At 61.6% G+C, this 21981-nt stretch carries 19 protein-coding genes; 8 read left to right on the plus strand and 11 right to left on the minus strand.

Annotation, left to right across the window (positions count from 1 at the left end; all coding sequences use genetic code 11):
• Positions 1–27 precede the first annotated feature (27 nt).
• From D0544_RS02840 to D0544_RS02860, 6 genes are all read right to left on the minus strand, one after another.
• Positions 28–825, minus strand: coding sequence for a PDC sensor domain-containing protein (locus D0544_RS02840; RefSeq protein WP_125014501.1), 798 nt, complete (start codon positions 823–825; stop codon positions 28–30).
• 337 nt (positions 826–1162) lie between these two features.
• Positions 1163–1312, minus strand: coding sequence for a hypothetical protein (locus tag D0544_RS17075; RefSeq protein WP_164880804.1), 150 nt, complete (start codon positions 1310–1312; stop codon positions 1163–1165).
• A gap of 243 nt (positions 1313–1555) precedes the next feature.
• Complete coding sequence (locus D0544_RS02845; protein ID WP_125014502.1) at positions 1556–2242, minus strand: pirin family protein; 687 nt, start codon at positions 2240–2242, stop codon at positions 1556–1558.
• Positions 2243–2282: 40 nt separating this feature from the next.
• A complete protein-coding gene (locus tag D0544_RS02850; protein WP_125014503.1) occupies positions 2283–2723 on the minus strand; it encodes a DoxX family protein in 441 nt (146 codons plus the stop codon).
• A 129-nt stretch (positions 2724–2852) separates the two neighbouring features.
• Entirely contained in the window at positions 2853–3704 is an 852-nt protein-coding gene (gene nfo, locus D0544_RS02855; RefSeq protein ID WP_125014504.1) for a deoxyribonuclease IV, read from the minus strand.
• 85 nt (positions 3705–3789) lie between these two features.
• Complete coding sequence (locus D0544_RS02860; protein WP_125014505.1) at positions 3790–4188, minus strand: DUF5064 family protein; 399 nt, start codon at positions 4186–4188, stop codon at positions 3790–3792.
• A gap of 267 nt (positions 4189–4455) precedes the next feature.
• Between D0544_RS02860 and D0544_RS02865 the strand changes: the two genes are divergently transcribed.
• On the plus strand, positions 4456–4695 hold the full coding sequence (locus D0544_RS02865; RefSeq protein ID WP_125014506.1) for a hypothetical protein: 240 nt from the start codon (positions 4456–4458) through the stop codon (positions 4693–4695).
• Between the two features lie 407 nt (positions 4696–5102).
• On the plus strand, positions 5103–6356 hold the full coding sequence (locus D0544_RS02870) for an ABC transporter substrate-binding protein (protein WP_125014507.1): 1254 nt from the start codon (positions 5103–5105) through the stop codon (positions 6354–6356).
• A gap of 55 nt (positions 6357–6411) precedes the next feature.
• On the opposite strand, the gene D0544_RS02875 is transcribed toward D0544_RS02870, so the two are convergent.
• Positions 6412–7002 carry a MarC family protein gene (locus D0544_RS02875; RefSeq protein ID WP_125014508.1) on the minus strand — a complete coding sequence of 197 codons (591 nt, stop codon included), beginning with the start codon at positions 7000–7002 and terminating at the stop codon, positions 6412–6414.
• Between the two features lie 467 nt (positions 7003–7469).
• Here D0544_RS02875 and D0544_RS02880 point away from each other — a divergent pair, with 467 nt between their 5' ends.
• On the plus strand, positions 7470–8381 hold the full coding sequence (locus tag D0544_RS02880; protein ID WP_125014509.1) for a TraB/GumN family protein: 912 nt from the start codon (positions 7470–7472) through the stop codon (positions 8379–8381).
• Here D0544_RS02880 and D0544_RS02885 read toward each other — a convergent pair.
• Complete coding sequence (locus tag D0544_RS02885; RefSeq protein ID WP_125014510.1) at positions 8347–9078, minus strand: Crp/Fnr family transcriptional regulator; 732 nt, start codon at positions 9076–9078, stop codon at positions 8347–8349. The two genes, D0544_RS02880 and D0544_RS02885, sit on opposite strands and share 35 nt — an antisense overlap.
• A gap of 108 nt (positions 9079–9186) precedes the next feature.
• On the opposite strand from D0544_RS02885, the gene D0544_RS02890 reads away from it, so the two are divergent.
• Positions 9187–10353: a hydroxymethylglutaryl-CoA reductase gene (locus tag D0544_RS02890; RefSeq protein ID WP_125014511.1), complete on the plus strand. Its 1167-nt coding sequence runs from the start codon at positions 9187–9189 to the stop codon at positions 10351–10353.
• Positions 10354–10423: 70 nt separating this feature from the next.
• Here D0544_RS02890 and gcvT read toward each other — a convergent pair whose 3' ends face one another.
• Positions 10424–11545 (minus strand): glycine cleavage system aminomethyltransferase GcvT, encoded by a 1122-nt coding sequence (gcvT, locus tag D0544_RS02895; protein WP_125014512.1) that lies wholly within the window; start codon positions 11543–11545, stop codon positions 10424–10426.
• Between the two features lie 298 nt (positions 11546–11843).
• Here gcvT and D0544_RS02900 point away from each other — a divergent pair, with 298 nt between their 5' ends.
• A complete protein-coding gene (locus D0544_RS02900; RefSeq protein ID WP_125014513.1) occupies positions 11844–12632 on the plus strand; it encodes an META domain-containing protein in 789 nt (262 codons plus the stop codon).
• Between the two features lie 71 nt (positions 12633–12703).
• On the opposite strand, the gene D0544_RS02905 is transcribed toward D0544_RS02900, so the two are convergent.
• Entirely contained in the window at positions 12704–14374 is a 1671-nt protein-coding gene (locus D0544_RS02905) for a formate--tetrahydrofolate ligase (RefSeq protein WP_125014514.1), read from the minus strand.
• Positions 14375–14510: 136 nt separating this feature from the next.
• Here D0544_RS02905 and D0544_RS02910 point away from each other — a divergent pair, with 136 nt between their 5' ends.
• Entirely contained in the window at positions 14511–15212 is a 702-nt protein-coding gene (locus D0544_RS02910) for a 16S rRNA pseudouridine(516) synthase (protein ID WP_125014515.1), read from the plus strand.
• On the opposite strand, the gene D0544_RS02915 is transcribed toward D0544_RS02910, so the two are convergent.
• Entirely contained in the window at positions 15209–17359 is a 2151-nt protein-coding gene (locus D0544_RS02915; RefSeq protein ID WP_125014516.1) for an acylase, read from the minus strand. The two genes, D0544_RS02910 and D0544_RS02915, sit on opposite strands and share 4 nt — an antisense overlap.
• Positions 17360–17517: 158 nt before the next feature.
• On the opposite strand from D0544_RS02915, the gene ppc reads away from it, so the two are divergent.
• Together ppc and D0544_RS02925 are read left to right on the plus strand one after the other, a co-directional pair.
• Positions 17518–20163 carry a phosphoenolpyruvate carboxylase gene (gene ppc / locus D0544_RS02920; RefSeq protein WP_125014517.1) on the plus strand — a complete coding sequence of 882 codons (2646 nt, stop codon included), beginning with the start codon at positions 17518–17520 and terminating at the stop codon, positions 20161–20163.
• 158 nt (positions 20164–20321) lie between these two features.
• Entirely contained in the window at positions 20322–21938 is a 1617-nt protein-coding gene (locus D0544_RS02925) for a methyl-accepting chemotaxis protein (RefSeq protein ID WP_125014518.1), read from the plus strand.
• Positions 21939–21981 lie beyond the last annotated feature (43 nt).

The following is a 21981-nucleotide window of genomic DNA, read 5'->3' on the forward strand; positions in this document are numbered from 1 at the left end:
ATGGCCTTCCCTTTATGAGTTATTGACTCACTCCACGGCAATCAGCGTCCAGTTTTCTACTGTTTTGTACGCGCCCTGATAGGATTTTCCTTCATGTTCGAGGGGAGTTTTTGCATCAATGGCGGCAATGATGCCTGCGAGGTCTTTACCGGCAAAGCTGAAGGGTGAGAAGTAGTCTGCGGGCTCCTCTTTTTCCCCTACCTTGTCAACCCCGATGGGGTTTGCACTGTCAGAGATCAGATAACCATCGGCATTAACGGCAAACAAGCGGGCACCGGAAACATCTTTATTGAGCGCATCCTGGTAAATGGACAAGCTGTGCTCATAGTGAAGAATGGCTTTTTTATCCTTACCCACCAGTACGGGAGTAACATAGGCTACTACCCATTTGTCGGCATCCGGAGACATGTAAATGGGTGAGATGAAGACGGTGCGGGGTTTCGCATCAAAACCCGGTCTAAAGAAGATGGCACTGGTTTCATCCTCTGATAGGTCGGTAGCAATCTGGTTTCCCACGATGCGTGCAAGCTCGGGACCGCCAACATCAATCAGGCACATCTCCTCGACTTCAAATTTCTTTTGTACGTTCAGGGACACCTCGTCGATTCGCCCTCTGAGGCTATGACGATGCTCTGGAGCAGCAGCTAGGAACTCGGAGTAGCTCTTGTCCTGGGCGGCATTGACCAGTGCCTTTTTTGCTTTTTTATGTACCTTCTCGACAATGGCGGCTTTTTTTGCCACCAAGGCATCGGTAGAGGCCGCAGTCGCCGGCACCGACAGCAAAAAAGTTGAAGTGGCGATAATTGCGGCTAGGCCTTTAATCATGATCGGTACCCCTCGGGTGGAATTTTTGTACGCTTTGATATCTGTTTTGATCTATCGGCTACCTGAGGCGTAACTTAAGTCACCCAGTTTGGTGCCTCTGGCTAGTAGCTGGCGCTAACAAGCCCGGTTGATAGACTAAACGGTTTCTTTAACGTTGCTACCTTTGTGAGGGTCAGGTATTGATATAAGTCAGCTTTCGCCAATGAAAGATGCAATACCTGTGTGAGTCGTCGCATCAACTGAGCCTACCGTGCTGGCCGTCACGCTTGCAGGCGTTGCCGGGGATTGATGGCGACTTCTTCGTAAGTCCTTAGTCTATTTGGCCGGCCGGGGCCGCTTATCCTGCGGGTATGGTGCTCTGGGTGAACTCCTGCCCGTAGATCAGCCAGTAGTCCACGCCGACCATGGAAACGGTCCACAGGAGCAGCCCGGCCAGGGCACTGAACCGCCGAGCCCAGCCTGGAAGGTCAAAATCGGCAGTGGCCACGGCAGGCTCATCAGGGTCGTCTGGCGCACGCCCCTAAGGCCGGTCATGCCTGAGGCAAACACCAGAACCTGCTAGAGGGCCGGGAAAAGCAGGAACAAAAGGTAGTAGTGCAGCAGGAGACAGCGGGCAATAGGACGGGTTGGACTGATCATGGTGGGTGCCTTGTGTTACAGGACAGCCTGACACCATGCCGTTGCTTTATTAGGGAACCCTTAATGGCCGCCGGTGGAGGGCGCGGCCGCCCTAGGGGAGGTCGAACCAAAGTGCTTCGATGGGCGCTTCCACCCGCAGCTCAGCCTGCGCCTGCCCTTCGACGACGGCTGCGTCCCCCGCCGCCAGCGACCGGTTGTCGAGGCTGAGTGTGCCCGAGATCAGGTGCAGGTAGCCGGTGCGGCCAGTCTCCAGCTCCAGCTTCTGTTTACCCGCCGGCAGTCGCAACTGGTAGAGGCGGGCATCCTGGTGGATCGGCAGGCTCTCCCCGCGGCCATCCCCGGAAACCAGCAGGGTGACCCCCCTGCTGTCGCCAAAATCTTTTTGCGCGTAGCGCGGGCTCACCCCCCGCTCCCGGGGTTGAATCCATATCTGCAGCAGCTTGAGGGGGGCGTCGGGGGAGGGGTTATGCTCGCTGTGGCGAATACCACTGCCGGCACTCATCACCTGTACCTCGCCTGCCCGCAGGGTGGTATGGAACCCCATGGTGTCGCGGTGCTCAATCGCCCCCTCCAGCATATAGGTAATGATCTCCATATCGCGGTGGGGGTGGGTGTCAAAACCGGCCGCCGGCGCGATCCAGTCATCGTTGATAACCCTGAGGGCGGAGACCCCCATCCGCTGGGGGTTGTAATAATCAGCGAAGGAGAAGCTGTAACGGGTTTTGAGCCAGCCGTAATCGCCACGGCCGCGCTCGCCGGATTTGAGAAGGGTGATCATAGTGGTCTCCTGGTCAGGACCCCTGGTAGGGGGCGGTTGTTTAACGGTGGCTGAGGAGGGCATCGACCGACAGGGCTCCGCCACCACTGACCGCGAGCGAGGCGGTAGCGGCCAGCAGGGCCAGGCCAAACTCGTAGCCGTTGTTGCTCAGGAACAGGCCGTTATCGATGTGCACGGCGAAAATGGCAACGACCATAGTGATCGCGCTGACCAGAGCGGCGGGTCGGGTCAGGAGACCGAGGATCAGTGCCAGGCCGCCGAAGAATTCGGCGCTGCCCGCCATCAGGGCCATCAGGTAACCGGGCCCCAGTCCGATGGAGGCCATCCACTGCCCGGTGCCCTCGAGTCCGTAGCCACCGAAGGCGCCAAACAGTTTCTGGGCGCCGTGGGCGGCGAGGATAATACCGACGGGGACGCGCAGCAGCAGGGCAGCAAGGCCCGCATCGCTGGCGAGAAGGCGTTGGATAAGGGGGGGGGGCATGGGATGGCTCCGAGGCTTTGGGGGGATGCTGGATCCCCCGGTTTAGGATAGCTCCAGACTACTGTGCTCCCCCCGTTCAGGATAGCGGAGTGTTTTGCGCGAGTTGTTCAAATCATTTGAAGTCGCGGACTAACTGTCCTCGAGGGCGAAGTGGCGCAACAGCTGGATCTCATCGGCCCAGAGGCTGTCGTCGATGGTCTCCAGCACCAGGGGTATGCCGTCGAAACGCGAGTCGCCCATGATATAGCGGAACACCTCCAGGCCGATCTCTCCCTTGCCCAGGCTCTGGTGGCGGTCAACTCGGCTGCCCAGCTTGATTTTGGCGTCGTTGAGGTGCATTCCCTTGAGGTATTGAAAGCCGACGATGCGCTCGAATTCGGCGAAGGTATGTTGGCAATCTTCGGTGCTGCGCAGGTCGTAACCCGCAGCGAAGGCGTGGCAGGTATCGAAGCAGACCCCCACCCGTGACTTATCCTCGACCCCCTCGATGATCTGGGCAATCTGCTCGAAGCGGTACCCCAGGTTGGAACCCTGGCCGGCGGTGTTTTCGATCACCGCGGTCACTCCGGAGGTGGCATCCAGCGCGCGGTTGATCGACTCCGAGATGCGCGCCAGGCAGTCGTCGATGGCGATCTTTTTGAGGTGGCTTCCGGGGTGGAAATTGAGGTACACCAGCCCCAGCTGCTGGCAACGCTGCATCTCATCGATGAAGGCGGTGCGGGATTTTTCCAGCGGCTCGGCCTCCGGATGTCCCAGGTTAATCAGGTAGCTGTCGTGGGGCAGGATCTGTTCGGCCACAAAGCCGAGTTGATCGCAGGTAGCCTGGAATTCATCGATCAGCTCCGTGGTCAGGGGCGGGGCGTCCCAGCGGCGCTGGTTTTTGGTGAACAGGGCAAAGGCGTTGGCGCCGATCGCCTTGGCATTCCGGGGGGCATTGGCGATGCCTCCGCTAGCACTTACATGGGCTCCGATGTACTTCAAGGGCCGCTCCTCGTCAGGTTGAGAAACGGCCTAGTATACCGATAAAGGGGGGGTATGGCAGCGGAGTACGCCCCTTTGCGGGGGGTTAGTTGCTGTCCCCACTGTGGATAAAACGGTCGAGGTCGATGGTTTCGGTCGGGTCTATGTTGAGGGCTGCACGCACCTTCTTGAACAGCATGTCGTAAGCTTTGGATTGCATAAAAATGGGGGAAGCATTGACCGCATGCTCACCGTGCCCGAGTACGCCCATTTTTTGCAGCTCCTCGCGGGTGCGGTGGGCAAAGTTAAAGGCCATATCCCGTCGCATGGTGAAACTGCTTTCCTGAGTCTGCCCATCGGCCATCTTGACCAGCAGATCGATCTTGACCGCGTTTTCCGTGTCGTCGGAATTGGCAGTGATGGTCACCTGTACCTCAGCATGAAGGCTGCGTCCGTCGGCTTTGACTAGCTGGTAGCTGACCGGGTCGAAGTGGGTAATCGCCATGGCTGTCTCCTTGTCATCATGGTGATGGAACGAATCTACATAGTAAGAGATACCTGCGGCGTTGTCAGTTCCCGCAGCAAGGCAAAAAAGAGAGCCTGTCTGCAGCACGGGGGAGGGTTTTTAATTCGGGAAGAGTTAAAAAAATGGATACTAAGACTTAACCGGTATTAATAATTGAGACCCATTGGTGAAAAAAACGCCAGAAAACGGAGTATACTCTCTCCTAGGGAATAGGGATTAACCAAGGCAACGAGCGAGGATTACGTTATGGCAGTAGAAGGTCTTTCCATATCGACGCCTGTCACCCCCACCAATACCAACCTGCAAAACCAGAGTCAGGATCGGGTGCAGCAACGTCAGCAACTGGAGGAGGCTCAGCAGGCTGAGCAGCGCCGGGAAGATGTGGCCCGGGTTCAGCAGGTTGAGCAGAGCCAGCAGGCGGAGCAGGAACAGCGGGTTCAGGATCAGGAAAACCGGGTGGGTACCCGTATCGACCTGAGCGCCTGAGTCTCAGCCCTCACCTCAAGGTGAGGCGTGCAGGGCCGGGGGTCAGCACCGGTTACTGCCTATCCGCAGGGAGCTTCGGCTCCCTTTTTTGTGGCTGCTAATCCTCCCTGCTACCCAGCCACTGACGAAGGCGGACAGGCGCAAAAAAATAATGCTGGATCATGACATCCTGAGTGTTTTACTTCATGCTGCTAGGCTGCACTGGACGCTTTCTGGGTAGGGGCTATAAGCCTTAAGACCAAAGGCTAGTGAGTGGCTGCCGGGGGAGGCAGGTAGAGTTACTGGAGGCACCAGACGCCACCCGCAGGGGGGGCGCCTCAGAAGAGTAACCTACCGGCTGCAGAGGCAGTGGCTCTGTCCTGAAAAGCGGTGGGCAGCTGACCAGAATCAAAACGAGAGAAAATGGAATGAAGGCATCTAGGTGGTTATTTCTGCTGGCGGGATTTTGCACCCTGGGGGTTCAAGCGGCCGAAGAGGTGGTGAAGGTGGGCCTTAACTACCCCAAAACCGGGCATTACAAAGAGCAGGGACTGGAGCAGATGCGCGGTGCCCTGATGGCGCTCGACGAGATCAATGCGTCCGGGGGGATTCTGGGTAAGCGGGTGGAGATGGTGAGCCGTAACACCTCCTCGGTTCCCGAAAAAAGCGTGCGTAATGTAGAGGACATGGTACGCAACGAGGGGGTGAAGATGTTGTTTGGGGGCTCCTCCAGCGCTGTCGCCATCGCCTCTGGCAAGAAGGCTCGGGCGTTGAACGTTCCCTACTTCGGCACCCTGACCTACTCCAACTCCACCACGGGCGAGGAAGCCCACAGCCATATGTTCAGGGAGACCTATAACGCCTGGATGTCCTCCAAGGTACTTTCCAAGCACCTCAATGAGCAGTATGCCGGCAAGAAGTTCTTTTATATTACCGCCGATTACACCTGGGGCTGGACCACCGAAGAGTCCCTGCGCATGTTTACCAATACCACCGATACCGGCGCGCACCCCGGTGTGAAAACCCCTTTCCCCAAATCCCGGGTTAAGCACTTTAAAGAGGCTCTGGCCGCAGCCCGTGACTCCAAGGCCGACGTGCTGGTGCTGGTGCTGTTTGGAAACGATATGGTGCGTGGCCTCACGCTGGCCTACGACATGGGGTTAAAGAAGCAGATGGCTATTGTGGTACCCAACCTGACCCTGGGTATGGCCCGTGATGCCGGCCCCACCGTGATGTCCGGCGTGCTGGGGGCGGTGCCCTGGAGCTGGAAAGTGCCCTATATCTACGACTATCCCCGGGGTAAGCAGTTTGTGGAGGAGTACGCGCGCCGCTATTCCAGCTACCCCTCCAGCTCCGCCGCGTCGGCTTACAGTATTTTGTACCAGTACAAGGACGCGGTAGAGCGGGCGCAGAGCTTTGACACCAAGGCGGTGATCCGTTCACTGGAGGGCCACAGTTACTCCTTGCTGAAAGATGAACAGATCTGGAGAAAGTTCGACCACCAGAATGTACAAACGGTTTATGCCGTACGTTGTCGCGATCTGGATGAGGTGTTTGCCGACCGGTACAACCTCGACTATTTCGAGGTGATCGACTCGTTGCCTGGCATCGAGGCTGCACGCACCTACGAGGAGTGGGCGGCGGTGCGCAAAAAGGCCAATCGACCCCTGCTGCTGAACTGATTCTTTACCCAAAAAAACGGGAGCCTGGCTCCCGTTTTTTTTGCTCGGAAAACGATCAAGCCATAAAGTTTTTGACGCCGGTAAAGAAGATCTGGGCGGCGATCGCCGAAACAAAGAGACCGGTTACCTTGGTGAGGATTACCTGGGTGTGAGGCCGGTTGAGGAAGCGCGCCCGGTTGGAGAGCCGCAGTAGCAGACCCACCGCCAAGACCGCGCAGAACAGGGCCAGGGCAACACTGACACGCTCCTGAGGCGTGTCCAGCTCGGCGCCGATGACCATCAATACCCCGATCACACCGGGTCCTACCGTAATGGGCATCGCCAGGGGGACGACCGCAATATCCTGGCCATGGTTAGCCGATACATCGGCACGCCCGTTGATCATCGACAGGGCCGAGAGGAAGAGCACCGCCCCGGCGCCGATGCGAAAGGCATCCAGGGTGATGCTGAACAGCTGGAAAATGGTTTCGCCGGCCAGAAAGATCACGAAGCTGCTGACCATGACGGCGATGGTGACCTTGTTGGCGATGCGATTCTTCTCCCCGTCGCCCAGGTCCTTGGTCAGGGAGGCGAACACCGATACCACAAAGAAAGGGGTAAAGATGAAGAAGATTTTCAGGAAATAGTGAATAAAAACAGGGGTCATCGTAGGTCAGCACCTTGGGTCGGGTTGTTCCCAGCATAGACGAGCAGGGGGCGCGAAGGGTAATGACAAGCGCCGCCGAGCGCAAGGGTTTTGCCGTCCCCGAACCCCCGCAGGCCTGCTGCAATCAGGGCCGATTGGGGGCGGCATCGGTGCATCCACAGCGGGTGTGTGTATGCCGGGCGGTCGCAGGCCGTGAAGGCGTCCCGAGCAGGCTGCCAGAGGGGGCGCCTCGGGGTACCACGGGCTACCCTGAAGGTGTCGCGTTAGGATACTATCGGCTGAGGTAGCATCGTCTTCCCGTCAGCGGGTTATTTCCGGACTCTATGGAGCCCTGCCGGTAAGGGGCGGGTTGCGGGTGGTTCATCTGCTGCCCACGGCCGGACAGTCATTTCACCGTCCGCACCAGGGGGGCGGTACTCAGTATCCTGGGCCGTGGCGTCGAGCAGCGGATCAAGAGGGAGGAATCAATGGTGACAGTTGGTTGCAAGTGTTCCTATCGCCTTAGGGGCGGGCTGTTGCATACCCTGCGGGGCGCTATTATTTTCGCGCTGTTGTGGGTGTCGACCACAGCCCTGGGTGACGGGGCCGTTTGGCGAGTGTCCAGCGCCTCCGGAGTCCTCTATATCGGTGGTACTCTGCACCTGCTCAGTGAGGAGGACTATCCGCTGCCCGATGCCTATGACCGGGCCTATGCCGAGGCGGATAGCCTGGTGCTGGAGGCGGACCTTAAGCTGATTGAGTCACCCGAGTTTCAGCAGCTACTGGCCTCGCGTATGCTTTACCCCCCCGGTGAGGCGCTGGCGATGCACCTCAGTCCAGAGGTTTATCGTCAGTTGGAGGAGTACTGCCGCTCGCGGGGTTATCCTATGGCGATGATTCAGAATTTCCGCCCCGGCATGGTATCGGTCACCCTTTCGGTGCTGGAGATGCAGCGCCTGGGGATGGCGGGGACCGGAGTCGACCAGCATTTTTACCAGCGGGCACTGGCGGATCGCAAACCGATAGATGTTCTGGAGTCGGTGGAGGAGCAGCTGGCGGCGATCGCCTCCATGGGTGAGGGGGAGGAAGATGAGATGATCCTCAACACCCTGAATGACCTGCAGATGCTGCCAACGGCCCTCAACAGTGTCAAACAGGCCTGGCGAGAGGGTGACCTTCTGCGGTTGGATGAGGAGGTGATGCAGCCCATGCAGCGGGACTACCCTCGCATCTACCGGCAACTGCTGGTGGATCGCAACAGCGCCTGGCTGGAAAAACTGGAGCGCCTGCTGGCCAGCCCACAACCGGAGCTGGTGTTGGTGGGCGCGCTTCACCTGGTCGGGGAGGCAGGGGTATTGCAGCGGCTTAGTAACCTGGGCTATCGCGTCGAGCGCTGGTAATTCCCGGCGGGATCGCCTGCTGGGCCTGAACCAGCTCCAGCAGTGCCTCGGGCCGCAGCAGCGTCAGTGAACCGTAGCCCAGCTCGATCCATTGTTGTTGCTGCCACTGCTTCAATACCCGGTAAAGGCTCTGGCGCGTAATGCCCAGCATGGAGGCGATCTCCTCCTGGGGAAGCTTCAGGCAGAGGTTCGCCTGGGGGCGGTGGATGCGGCACAGCCGCAGTAGCTGGCTGGCAACCCGCGTGGCCAGGTCGTAGAAAGCCGCCTCCTCCAACATCTGCCCCGCGATACGGATGCGTCGGCAGAGTATGCGGGTGAAGTGTCGGTAGAGCTCGGGGTGCTGCTCCAGCACGCTATCGAGGGCGTTTTGGGGAATCAACAGCAGTCGGCTCGGCTCCACCGCTGTTGCGGTCTGGGCATAGGGCTGGCCATCCAGTACGGGAATTTCACCGCACCACCAACCCGCCTCGATGGTACCAAACAGCAGTTGTTTTCCATGGCTGTCCTCCGCGCTCAGGCGCAGCTGTCCACTTACCAGCCCATAGAGTCCCCGCGGAACATCCCCTCGGTGGTAAAGCACCTCTCCAGGGGCGAGCTGTAGGGTGCGCCCCTTGGCGAGCAACGACTTCTGAATAGGGGCTTCGAGCGCCGCGAACAAGCCGGTCGTCGCGAGCTGGGATTGGTCCACAGGCTCCATCGCAGGGTCTCCTCATAGTGTAAATTTTTTAACGGTAGCCGTCAGAGCCAAAGGGTAGACTCCGGATATTCAACCATAACACGGCCCGTTGACAGGAGATGACATCCGATGAGTGCAAAAATACCCCGCGATAAGGTGCAGGATAATACCGAGTCGATGGCGACCACCCGCCGCGACTTTGTCGAGCAACAGACCGGGGTGAGGGTGGAGCACGTGGCGCACTACTCACTGCAACCCGAGTCGACCCGCGGCAATATCGAACACTTTACCGGTGTGGCCCAGGTTCCTATGGGGCTGGCCGGTCCGCTGCTGGTCAATGGCGAACATGCCCAGGGGGACTTTTATGTTCCCCTGGCCACTACCGAGGGCACCCTGGTGGCCAGTTACAACCGCGGCATGCGCCTGCTGCGGGACGCCGGCGGGGTGACGGTGTCGGTGGTGGATGATGCCATGCAGCGGGCACCGGTGTTTGTGTTCGACGACGCTCGCCAGGCGCGGGCGTTCGGTACCTGGGTGGAGCAGAACCTGGACGCTATCCGCGAGGTGGCGGAGGCGACCACCTCCAGTGGTAAGCTGTTGCGCATAGAGCAGTACGCCGCCGCCTGCCTGCGTTACCTGCGGTTTAATTTCAGTACCGGTGATGCGGCGGGCCAGAACATGGTGGGGCGGGCGACCTTCGCCGCCTGTGAGTGGATCATGAAAAACTACCCCGGTATCCGCCGCTATATGCTCTCCGGCAGCATGGATACCGACAAGAAGCACTCGCTGCTCAATACCCTCCACAGTCGCGGCAAGCGGGTGATCGCCGAGGCGGTGATTCCCGACCGTTTGCTGCGGGAGCAGATGGGGGTCAGTGCCGAGCTGCTGTTCCGTTCGCGCCAGATCAGCAACACCGGCTCCTTTATGGCAGGGGCGGTCAATAACGGCTCCCACTCCGCCAACGGTATTACCGCGCTCTTTATTGCCACCGGCCAAGATGTGGCCAACGTGGCCGAATCCTCGGCGGCGGTGGTCTACGCCACCCTCACGCCGGAGGGGGATTACTACTTCTCCATTACCCTGCCGTCATTGATCGTGGCGACCCACGGCGGCGGCACGGGCCTGGCCACCCAGCGGGAATGCCTGCAGTTAATGGGGTGTGAAGGCAAGGGCAAGGTCAACAAACTGGCCGAAATCATCGGCGCCACTGTGCTCTGCGGTGAGTTGTCTCTGGGGTCGGCGGTGATCGCCGGCGACTGGGTGACCAGCCACGAACAGTACGGCCGCAACCGCTAGCTTTAGCGCAGGGAGGGGTACAAACCCAGAGTTGGAAAATAGGGGAGGCCGAGGGCCTCCCCGCGAGGGGTTAGCCGCGGTAGTAACGCTGCTCGACAAAGGGGGTGCGAGCGACAGTCATGGGCAGTTGCTTGCCTCGAACCAGCGCAAACACCTGGGTGTCGATGGCGCTGTAGGCGGTGGCGACGTAGCCCATGGCAACCGGTGCGTTGATGCTGGGGCCAAAGCTACCGCTGGTCACCACGCCGATGGTTTCTCCCTCGGCATTGACCAGCTCCGCCCCCTCGCGAATCGGTGCCCGGCCTTCGGCCAGCAGCCCTACACGCTTGCGGGCGTAGCTCTTGTTGGCGATCTGCTCGAAGATGATCTCGGCGCCGGGGAAGCCGCCGGCGCGCTCACCGTCGGCGCGGCGGGATTTGCTGATCGCCCAGATCAGGCTGCCTTCGATGGGGGTCGTGGTGGTATCGATATCGTGGCCGTAGAGGCACAGCCCCGCCTCCAGGCGAAGCGAGTCGCGAGCACCGAGGCCAATTGCCTCCACTTCGGGTTGCTCGAGGAACAGGCGACACAGGCGCTCGGCCTCGGCGTTGGGGATGGAGATCTCGAAGCCGTCTTCGCCGGTGTAGCCAGAGCGGCTAACGAAGCAGTCGACCCCGTCGATGGTCAGGTGACGCGAGTCCATAAACACCATGTTGGCCACTTCCGGTGCGATGCGGCTGAGGGCGGTGACGGCGGTGGGTCCCTGCAGGGCCACCAGCGCACGGTCATCCAGACGCTCCAGCACCACATCATCCCCCAGGTTGGCTTGCATATGGGCGATATCCTGCTCCTTGCAAGCGGCGTTAACCACCACGTAGAGGTGGTCGCCGTAGTTGGTCACCATCAGGTCGTCGAGCAGTCCGCCCTGGTCATTGGTAAAAAGGGCATAGCGCTGCTTACCCGCCGGCAGGTCGATGATGTCGACCGGTACCAGGGTTTCCAGCGCTGCCGCCGCGCGCGGGCCGCTCAGTTTCACCTGGCCCATGTGGGAAACATCGAACAGACCCGCCTGTTCACGGGTGTGCAGGTGCTCTTTCTTGACGCCGAGGGGGTACTGTACGGGCATCTCGTAGCCGGCGAAAGGGACCATCTTGGCACCTAGTTCCAGGTGCAGGTTATAAAGGGGGGTCTTCAGGAGTGGCGTGTCGGACATAGGGTTCTCCGGAGGAGCTGGTTCAGCGGTATAAAGAGTTCAGGGCTATAACAGTAGACGATCGCCGCCCGATTTGCGCTTCGGTCACGGCGTCGGGTGACAGTCATGTATCCCAGCGATGTTTCCTATAGGAAGCAAAGTATACTCACAGGAAACGTGGGAAAAAAGTCTTTTGTGACTCCCCGCTCAGCCGTCAGCTCTCTACCTGAGGTGTCCCGGTTGCTGGTTGCAAAAACGGGTAGGAGTGGCTAGAGATTAGGGGGTATGATCCCTCACCCGCCCGTTAAGGAGCCCTGCCATGAACCCTCGTCAACGACTGTGGACCCCGCTGCTTGCCCTGATCGGGTTAACGCTGGGAGGCTGCCAGGCCCTGATGCCGGATAGCCGTGAGCAGATTGATACCCTGGTCTCCTACCGGGAGCGCATGATGCTTCCTCCGGAGGCCGAGGTGACGGTGTTGTTGCAGGATGTCTCCCGCGTAGATGCGCCGGCGGATATTGTGGATGAAGCGCGGCTGGTGGTCGGAGCCAAGGCGCCTCCCTACGCCCTGAGTGTTCGCTATGCGCCCGAGCAGATAGTGACGGGCCATCGCTACGCGATCCGCGCGGAGATTCACAGCGCCGGTAAGTTGATGTTTACCAGCACCGAGCATATTGACCCCTTTGCGGCCGGGGCTGAGCGGCCGCTCCCGCTGATGGTACGCCGGGTGGGGGGGCACAACCCCGCCCGGAATACGGTGAGCCTGACCAATACCTACTGGAAACTGGTGCGTCTGGACGATCAGGCAGTAGATGAAGGCTGGGTCGGCAAAGAGCTGTTTCTGCGCTTCGATGTCGAGGGGGGGCACGCCGGGGGCTATGGGGGGTGCAATCAGTTTAATGCCAGCTATCGGCAACAGGGAAACGATCTCAGCTTCGGTCCCCTGATCTCGACCCAGCGCGCCTGTGCCACCGGTATGGAGCAGGAGGACCGCTTCCTTAATCGGCTGGCGAGCGTGGTGGGTTTCAGTCTCAAGGGGGGAATACTGGCGCTGCTTAATGCAGAGCGCAAGGTGGTGGCGGTGTTTGAGGCACGGCCGGAGCCTTGATCACGGTAGTGTGAATCGTGCCCTTAAGAGTGAACAAACGCGCCGGATGGGCGCGTTTGTTCTGAAGCGGGTTACTCCAGCCCTTCGATCCCCCCCTCCGGGTTCAGGTGCATCCGCTCGGCGGCGGGGGATTTGGGGAGTCCCGGCATACGCATGATGTCCCCTGTCAGCACCACGATAAAACCGGCTCCCGAATTGACATGGAGGTTGCGAATGGTGACCTCGAAGTCCCGCGGTCGACCGTGCAGCAGGGGGTCATCGGAAAGGGAGCTGGGGGCCTTGGCGATGCAGATCGGCAACTCGCTGAGGCCGAGGGCTTCGATCTGGCGCAGGTCCTTTTCCGCCTGTTTGGTAAAGGCGATATCGTGGGCCCCGTACATCTGCCGGCATACTGCGCGGATCTTGCCCAGAATCGGCATCTCCAGGTCGTAAAGGGGGATAAAGGGGCGGTTTTTTTCCACACTTTCCATCACCAGTCGGGCCAGATCCAGCGCTCCCTTGCCGCCGTCGGCGTGGTGGCTGGTGACCGCGCAGGAGACACCGTGTTGCTCGCAGCGCTGCTTGATCAGCTCGAGCTCGGCTTCGGTGTCGCTGGCAAAGCGGTTGATGGCCACCACCGGCACCTTGTTGAAATGCTGCACGCTCTCGATGTGCTTATCGAGGTTTTCCAGCCCCAGTTCAAGGGCCTCGACGTCTTCACTGGCCAGCTCCGTTTTGGCCTTGCCTCCGTGCATCTTCAGCGCCCGTACGGTGGTGACCAGCACCACCGCGTCGGGGTCGAGTTCGCCCAGGCGGCATTTGATGTCAAAAAACTTCTCCGCCCCCAGGTCAAAACCAAAGCCCGCCTCGGTAATCGCCCAGTCGGCATAGTGCATCGCCATGCGGGTCGCCACCAGGCTGTTGCAGCCGTGGGCGATGTTGGCGAAGGGGCCGCCATGGACCAGGGCAGGGGTGCCCTCGAAACTCTGCACCAGGTTGGGGTGCAGCGCGTCGCGCAGCAGGGCCATCATGGCGCCGGTGATCTTGAGGTCACGGGCGTAGATCGGTTCACCGCCATAGTTGTAGGCCACCAGGGTGCGATCCAGTCGCTCCTGCAGGTCCTCAGCGGAGCTGGCCAGGCACAGCATCGCCATCACCTCGGAGGCCGCGGTGATGTCGAAGCCCCCCTCGCGGGGGATCCCCTGGCCCTTGCCGCCAAGCCCGACCACGATGTGGCGCAGCGAACGGTCGTTCATATCCATCACCCGCCGCCAGACGATCTGGCGAGGATCGATGCCGAGGGTATTGCCGTGAAAGATATGGTTGTCGATGCTGGCCGACAGCAGGTTATTGGCCGAGGTGATGGCGTGGAAGTCGCCGGTAAAGTGCAGGTTGATGCGATCGGCCGGCATGATCTGGCTGTATCCGCCACCGGTGGCGCCCCCCTTCATCCCCAGGCAGGGGCCGAGGGAGGGCTCACGCAGGGCCAGGCAAACCGACTCGCCCAGCTGGGTAAAGGCCTGTCCCAGCCCGATGGTGGTGGTGGTCTTGCCCTCGCCGGAGGCGGTGGGGGTAGTGGCCGATACCAGCACCAGGTGGCTTCTGCCCGAGCGGGGACGGGGAGACTTGAGGGCATTGAGGCTGACCTTGCAGATGTCGCGCCCGTAGTGCATGCGGTGGGCGGGGTCGATCTGCAGGGCATCGGCGATCTCATCGATCGGGCGAGCGCTGAATGTTTTGGCTATCTCGATATCACTGGGCATGGGATACTTCCGTCTGGAGGGGGGCGCCTTGGCCTCCCCGGGGTCATGATGGATTGCTCACAGGCTAGCGGTGGGCGACCCGCGGTGCAAGTTGTGGTTTTCCTCTACCCCATTTGGGTGGCGGGAGCTGAGATAAATGAGACTTATTAATTTTATAAGGCAGCGGTGTCAGCTGGGCCGCCCGGCGGCGCGAGCCCTGATTGTGGCTGGTCGGGTACGGGTTGATCAGCGGGTGCAGTGCGATGGCGGATACCGGGTTACCCCCTATAACCTGATCAGCTTGGATGACGACTGCTTGCAGCAGGGCACCCCCCTTTATCTGATGATGCACAAGCCGGCGGGGGTGGTGAGCGCCACCGAACACCCGCACCACCCCACCGTCATCGATCGGCTGCCCGCTGAGTACAGGCCCGGTTTACACCTGGCGGGGCGTCTCGATCTCACCACCACTGGCCTGCTATTGCTGACCAATGACGGCCTCTGGTCCAAACGCCTGTCGCGCCCGGAGCACAAAGTGGCCAAGGTCTATCGGGTGACCACGGCGCTGCCGATCACCGACGACTACGTGCGCCAGTTTGAGGAGGGGATCTACTTTGCCTACGAGGGGATCACCACCGCGCCGGCGCAGCTGCAACTGATCGACCCCTTCAATGCCCGGCTTACCCTGTTTGAGGGGCGTTACCACCAGGTGAAGCGCATGTTCGGCTTTTTCGACAACCCGGTGGTGGCTCTGCACCGCGAGCGGATTGGCGAGCTGGTGCTGGATCCCGTTCTGGCCCCCGGGCAGTACCGGCCCCTGTCGGAGGCCGAGATCGCCCTCTTTCCGGTTACCCCCTAGGGGCGGTAACGTCGCTTACTGTTGGCCTCCAGCATCGCGCGCTCAAGCATCAGGGGTTTCTCCTGCCAGCTGGCAAACAGCGGCGCCTGGTCGGCAAAGTGAGGGGAGCTCTCATCCAGGGTGGCGCTGCCATAGTTGTGTACCGAACGCGACTCTACGCCCCCGTCAGGGCCCCACTCGACAAACAGGATGTAGCTGTCCCCAACGCTGGCGACCTGCTCTCCCGTGTCGGGATTGGGGTCCCCGTAGACCGCCCGCACCGTGTCGGGGCCGCCATCCAGCGCCCAGCTCTGCTGGCCCCTTCGCAGCCGGTTGAACTGGCCGTATTCGGGGTCCAGGCGGCCGAAGTGGGTCTGCAGGCGGTTGATGGCCTCCTGCAGGTTGGCGAGCAGGTCCGGGGGACTCTGCTGGTGCTGGCGAAAATCGACCAGCGACCCCAGGGTCAATATCCCCAGCGCGGCGGAGCGGTTACTTCGGTTGGTGCGCAGGTCCCATTGGCGCAGCAGTTCAAGGGCATTATCCAACTCGGGTTCAGCCTTAATGAGGGCGGAGTGGTCTTGCGCAAGCAGGTCTTGCAGGGCGCTGACCGCAGGGTGCGCCTCGTCGTAGGCGAGATCGTATTTGATGCGGTGCAGGGCCTGGCTATCGATCTCCGGGGTCGACGAGAGCAGCCGCCTGAGACGCAGGGCACGATTGGTCATGGCGGTTTCGATGCCCAGGGTGGGGCTGAACTGTTCCGCACTGGGTTGGCCCTCGCCGCTGCTGGCAACGTAGGGGGTGTTATTGGCGTTGAACACAAAGCCGGCGGGTGGGTTACGGGTCATGGGCAGCTGTTCGAAGGGCAGGTAGCTGTCCCAGATCAGCTCCGAGCGGTCGCCGGGCAGGTCCTTGCTCCAGTCCCACCCCTCGGCGCGGCGCGGCATCATGGCGTTGTAGTAGTGGGCAATATTGCCGGCGCGGTCGGCGTAGACGTAGTTGATGCTGGGCATCGCCATCATCGCCATCGCGGCCTCGAACTCGGCCTGGGTGGTGGCCCGGTTCAGGCGGTAGAGTTGCTCCAGGGTGCGCATCTCCTCCATGCCCGCCCAGCGCAAGGCGAAGGCCTCCTGTCCCCGTTTGACCACCGGCCCGTGGGCTGAAAAATAGAGCGGCTCGCTGAACTCCCAGCGCAGGGGGCCGATCAACTTCACCAGGATGCGCGCCTCGCGCACCTCCAGCGCTCGCCACTGGCCATCGAGCAGGTACTGGTTGGGGTTATCCGGGTTGAGGGTCAACTGGTAAACATCCACCAGGTCGGGCTTGTTGACGGTGTTGGCCCATCCCAGCTGAGCGTTGTGGCCGTGCAGTATCAGCGGCGAACCGGGAAAGGTGGAGCCGACCATGTTCCATCCCTGCTCCGAGTGCAGGTGGGCCTCGTACCAGGCCACCGGCCCGCTCAGGGGCTGGTGGGAGTTGATCAGCAGCTGGGTAGTGCCATCCCCCGTGCGGTGGGGGGCCACGGCGACCCCCTGGCTGCCCAGCTCGGGTTGGGAAGCGGGCGTAAAGCTCAGCGCCTGCTCTCCCTGCTTGGCAAGCTGCCGCGGTGTTTGGGGGTCAAAGAGGGCGCCTATCACCCGGTCAAAGCCGTAAAAGAGCGGTGTCTTGAAGGTGAAGCCGGCCACCAGGTCCTGCCCCCGTACCGGCAGCAGGTAGGGCGAGACCGCATCGGGGTGGCGCGCGGCATAGAGGTTGATGCCATCGGCGTAGGCCTCGGCGAGGTTGCGGGTGGCCTGATCGATGCGCTGGTAGTAGCCGGCCTCGACCACCTCCCAGACTCGCATCAGGCGGATCAGGTAATCGGTTTTGGCGGCATCCGGCCCCTTGACGGCAGCGAGGGTGCCGCGGGTTGCCAGAATCACCTCCTGAATGGTGGCGAAGTCATCCTCTGCATGGGCGTAGGCCAGCCCGAAGGCGGTGTCGGGGTCGCTGCGCCCAAAGATATGGGGAACCCCAAACGAGTCACGGATAATCTCCACCTGGTAGTGGTTGGCGCGCTCCAGCAACGGCTCGAGGTCGACCGGATCAGGGGCATGGTAGTAAAGGGTGGCAACCAGTCCCAGGCTAAGGGGCATCATTAACCAGAGCAGCAGTTTGAGGAGCAGGCGCATGGAGAGCGGGTCTTTTTTGTTGTTGTGGGGGGTATGATGCCAGAACCCTGCCCAATGGACAGCTACCCGGTAGCCGCTCTTTACCCGGGGGGTGGCTGTTCAAGTGGCGAGCCACACCACATAATGGAAAGCTCTTGCTGAACACAGGGAGTCGTAAGATGGCGAAACGGGACAAACATGGGGCGTTGCGCGATGACGTGCGCCTGCTGGGTGAACTCTTGGGTGACACCATTCGCATACAGGCCGGGCAGGCGGTGTTTGACAAGATTGAGCAGATCCGTGCCCTCGCCAAGGCCGGGCGTCATGGCGAGGACAGCGAGGCGCTGCTGGCGGTGATGGCGGAGCTGGGTGAGGAGGAGCTGGTACCGGTGGCCCGTGCTTTTAGCCACTTTCTCAACTACGCCAACATCGCTGAGCAGCACCATCGGGTTCGCCGGCGCCGGGCGTATCAGTGTGATTCCAAAGCGCCACCGCAGGAGGGCTCCCTGGCCGAGCTGGTTCCCCGCCTGCTGGAGCAGGGGGTCGACCCTGAGCGGGTACAGCAGACCCTGTCCGAACTGCGGGTTGAGCTGGTACTGACCGCCCACCCCACCGAAGTGACCCGGCGCACCCTGTTGCGCAAATATGAGGATATCGGCGAGATCCTGGGGGCCCTGGACCACCCCGACCTCACCCTGCGCGAACGCGAGGCCCAGCTCAACCGCCTGCGTCGCCGGATCGTAGCCGCCTGGCACAGTGACGAGATTCGCCACCGTCGCCCGTCGCCGGTGGATGAGGCCAAATGGGGCTTTGCCGCCATCGAGGCCACGCTGTGGGAGGCGGTGCCCGAGACCCTGCGGGAGATCGATCGGGTGTTGCGGCAACACACCGGCCTGCGCCTGCCCCTGGCCTCGGTACCGCTGCGGATCGCCTCCTGGATGGGGGGGGACCGGGATGGCAATCCCAATGTCACCGCCGCGGTGACTGAGGAGGTGATCCTGCTGGCGCGCTGGAAAGCTGCCGACCTGCTGCTGCGTGATATTCGCGAGCTGCGCGCCGACCTCTCGATGGTGGATGCCAACGATGCCCTGAGGGCGCGGGTGGGCGATCACCCCGAACCCTATCGCGAGCTGCTGCGGGAGGTGCGAGCCCGGCTCGAGAACACCCGTGACTGGGCCGAGGCGCGGCTCAAGGGGGAGGAGCTGAATGTGCCGGTCTACCTCCATGATGCCGAGTTACTGGAACCCCTGGAGCTGATCCACCGCTCCCTGCTCGACTGCGACATGGAGGCGATTGCCGAGGGTAGCCTGGTCAATATTATCCGCCGGGTGCACTGCTTCGGACTGGCGTTGCTGCCGCTCGATGTGCGCCAGGAATCGACCCGCCATGCCGAGGCGATCAACGAGATTACCGAATACCTGGGGCTGGGCCGATACCTCGACTGGGACGAGGACCAAAAGCAGCGCTTCCTGCTGGCCGAGCTACAGAACCGCCGTCCGCTGATTCCCGCCGATCTGCCTGCCAGCGACGAGGTCGCGGAGGTGCTGGAGACCTTTCGCACCCTGGCAGGACAACCGGCCGCGGCGCTGGGAGCCTACATCATCTCCATGGCCACCGCCCCCTCCGATGTGCTCGCCGTCCGCCTGTTGCAGCAGAGTTGTGGTTGCCGGCAGCCGCAGCGCATTGTGCCGCTGTTTGAAACCCTGTCGGACCTGGAAGGGGCGGCTGATACCCTGGAGCAGTTGTTGGCGATCGACTGGTACCGGAAGGATATCCAGGGGCGCCATGAGGTGATGATCGGTTACTCGGACTCTGCCAAGGATGCCGGCTTTTTCGCTGCCTCCTGGGCCCAGTACCGGGTGCAGGAGCAGCTGAGCGAGGTGTGTCGGCGGCACGGGGTGCACCTGACCCTGTTCCACGGCCGCGGGGGCTCCGTCAGCCGCGGTGGCGGGCCGGCTCATGCGGCCTTGCTGTCGCAGCCGCCGGGTACCGTGAACGGCGCGGTACGGGTGACCGAGCAGGGGGAGATGATCCAGTTCAAATTCGGGGTGATGGGGTTGGCGCTGCGCAATCTGGAGCTCTACACCAGTGCCACCCTGGAGGCCACACTGGCGCCACCGCCGGCTCCCCGCCAGAGCTGGCGAGATATGATGCAGACCCTGGCCGAGCGCACGGTGGTGGAATATCGCCGCGTGGTGCGGGATGACCCGCGCTTCGTTCCCTACTTCCGCACCGTCACCCCCGAGCTGGAGCTGCGCCGCCTGGCGCTGGGCAGTCGCCCCGCCAAGCGCCATGTCAGCGGGGGTGTCGAAAGCCTGAGGGCCATTCCCTGGGTGTTCGCCTGGACCCAGATGCGGCTGATGCTGCCGGCCTGGCTGGGCACCGGTCGCTCGCTGGCGGAGCAGGTGGAGCAGGGGCGGCTGGAGCTGTTGCAGGAGATGGACCGTAACTGGAGCTTCTTCCGGATGCTGCTCGATATGCAGGAGATGGTACTGGCCAAGGCCGATAGCCGGGTGGCCGACCATTATGAGCGCTACCTGCTGCAGGAAGAGACGCTGGTTTCCCTCGGCGAGGAGCTGAGGTCTGGTCTGCGCGAAGCGGTTGAGGTGCTGCAGACCATCAGTGGGGAGTCGCTGTTGGCACGGATTCCGGTGTTGCGGCGCTCCATTGATGTCCGCAACCCTTATGTGGATCCCCTGCATATTCTGCAGGTGGAGCTGATGCGTCGCTTGCGTGAATTGGGGGAGCAGGGGGACAATACGCTTGAGCAGGGGCTGATGATCTCCATCGCCGGGATCGCCGCCGGCTTGCGCAATACCGGTTAGGGCCCGGGAAGCGGGCGGTTGTGCGTTACTGGATCTGTTGGATTTGATATATGTCATTTGTGAGGGGTGCGTTTTCTGATCTACTGCGTGTCTAACTTTTAATCACTCCCTCGGTCCTCGGCCGAGGAGAGCCCGGCAGGCGGTAAGAGGTCAGGAAGATGCTCAGTCGATTTACGATCAAACAGATGTTGATGGCGACCATTGGTTTTGCGGTGGTGGCCTTTGCTGCCCTCTATGCCACCAGTCATTCCCAGCTAACCAATACCAGCAAGGGGGTTGCCCACGAGCAACGCCAGGCGCAGGCGATTTTTGCCCTCAAGGATGCCCGTTACTACGTGGTCCAGGTGCAGCAGTTTTTGACTGATGTCGGCGCTACCCGCAACGATGAGGCCAAGGCTGAAGCCCGGGAGAGCCTGCAGGGCGCGCTGGCCAGCCTGGATCGTATGGTGCAGATCCTGCCAAACCAGGCCGCTTCTGCCCAACAGTTGAAGGCCCAGGTGGTTGAACTGCACCGGCAGGGGGAGCGGATGGCCGATGCCTACGTGGCCGAAGGCACCGAAGCGGGCAACACCTTGATGAAGGGCCGCGGCGGCTTCGATGATACCGCCGCGGTGCTGGCCGACAGCCTCGATCAGATGGCTGACCAGCTCGGTACCGGGATGGAGCGCGCATCGGCCCATACCCAGCATGCGTTGGGGCAGGCGGAGTCCGTCGTGCTCTGGTCGAGCGCGCTGATCTGCTTTGCCCTGACAGCCGTTTTCCTGCTGGTGTGCCGTCGCACTCTGGGCCCGTTGGCCCGCCTCGAAGCCTCCATGCGCAATATCGCCTCGGGCTCCCGTGACCTCACCCTGCGCCTTGATGAAAGCGGGGCCGATGAAGTGGCAGCGGTCTCCCGCAGCTTCAACCTGTTTGTGGATAACCTGGCCCAGCTGATTGCCGAGATCACCCGCGACACCGAACAGCTTTCCAGCGCCAGCGACCAGCTCTCGGCCGCCAGTCGGCAAACCCTGGACGGGATGCAGCGCCTGCAGCTGGAGACAGACCAGATCGCCACGGCGATTAACGAGATGCAGGCTACGGTGCACGATGTGGCCCGCAATGCCGAACAGGCGGCGGTGGCGGTATCGGAATCCGATGAGCAGGCCCGTGAGGGGGAGCAGGTCGTGCGCAGCACCATCTCGGCGATCAGCTCTTTGTCGAGCGAGGTGACCGCAGCCGCCTCGGTGATTCAGGCCCTCGAGGGGGACGCGGAGAATATCGGCACGGTGCTCGATGTGATCCGTGGGGTGGCCGAGCAGACCAACCTGTTGGCGCTTAACGCCGCCATCGAGGCGGCCCGTGCCGGCGAGCAGGGGAGGGGCTTTGCCGTGGTGGCCGACGAGGTGCGTACCCTGGCGCATCGTACCCGGGAGTCCACCGATGAGATCCAGCAGATGATCGAGCGGCTTCAGCAGGGGGCTAAGAATGCCGTCAGTGTGATGCAGCGCAGCAGCGAACTGGCCGAGGGCAGCACTCTTCAGGCCGCCAAAGCGGGGGAAGCGATCGCCATGATCACCGAGTCGGTGGCCAGTATTTCGGGGATGGCGGCGCAGATCGCCACCGCTGCCGAACAGCAAAGTGCGGTGGCGGAGGATATCAACCGCAACATCATCAACATCAGCGAAGAGGCCCATAACACCGTTGCCAACGCCCGCGAGTCCGATGCGGGTAGCAGCGAGGTGGGCGAGCTGGGGGTGGAGTTGAACAAGATGGTGGCCCAGTTTAAAACCCACTAATGTCGGACCGGGGTGTGAGGCGCAGGGTGCTCTGAGTCCTGAC

Source organism: Aestuariirhabdus litorea, from assembly GCF_003864255.1.
Taxonomy (GTDB): domain Bacteria; phylum Pseudomonadota; class Gammaproteobacteria; order Pseudomonadales; family Aestuariirhabdaceae; genus Aestuariirhabdus; species Aestuariirhabdus litorea.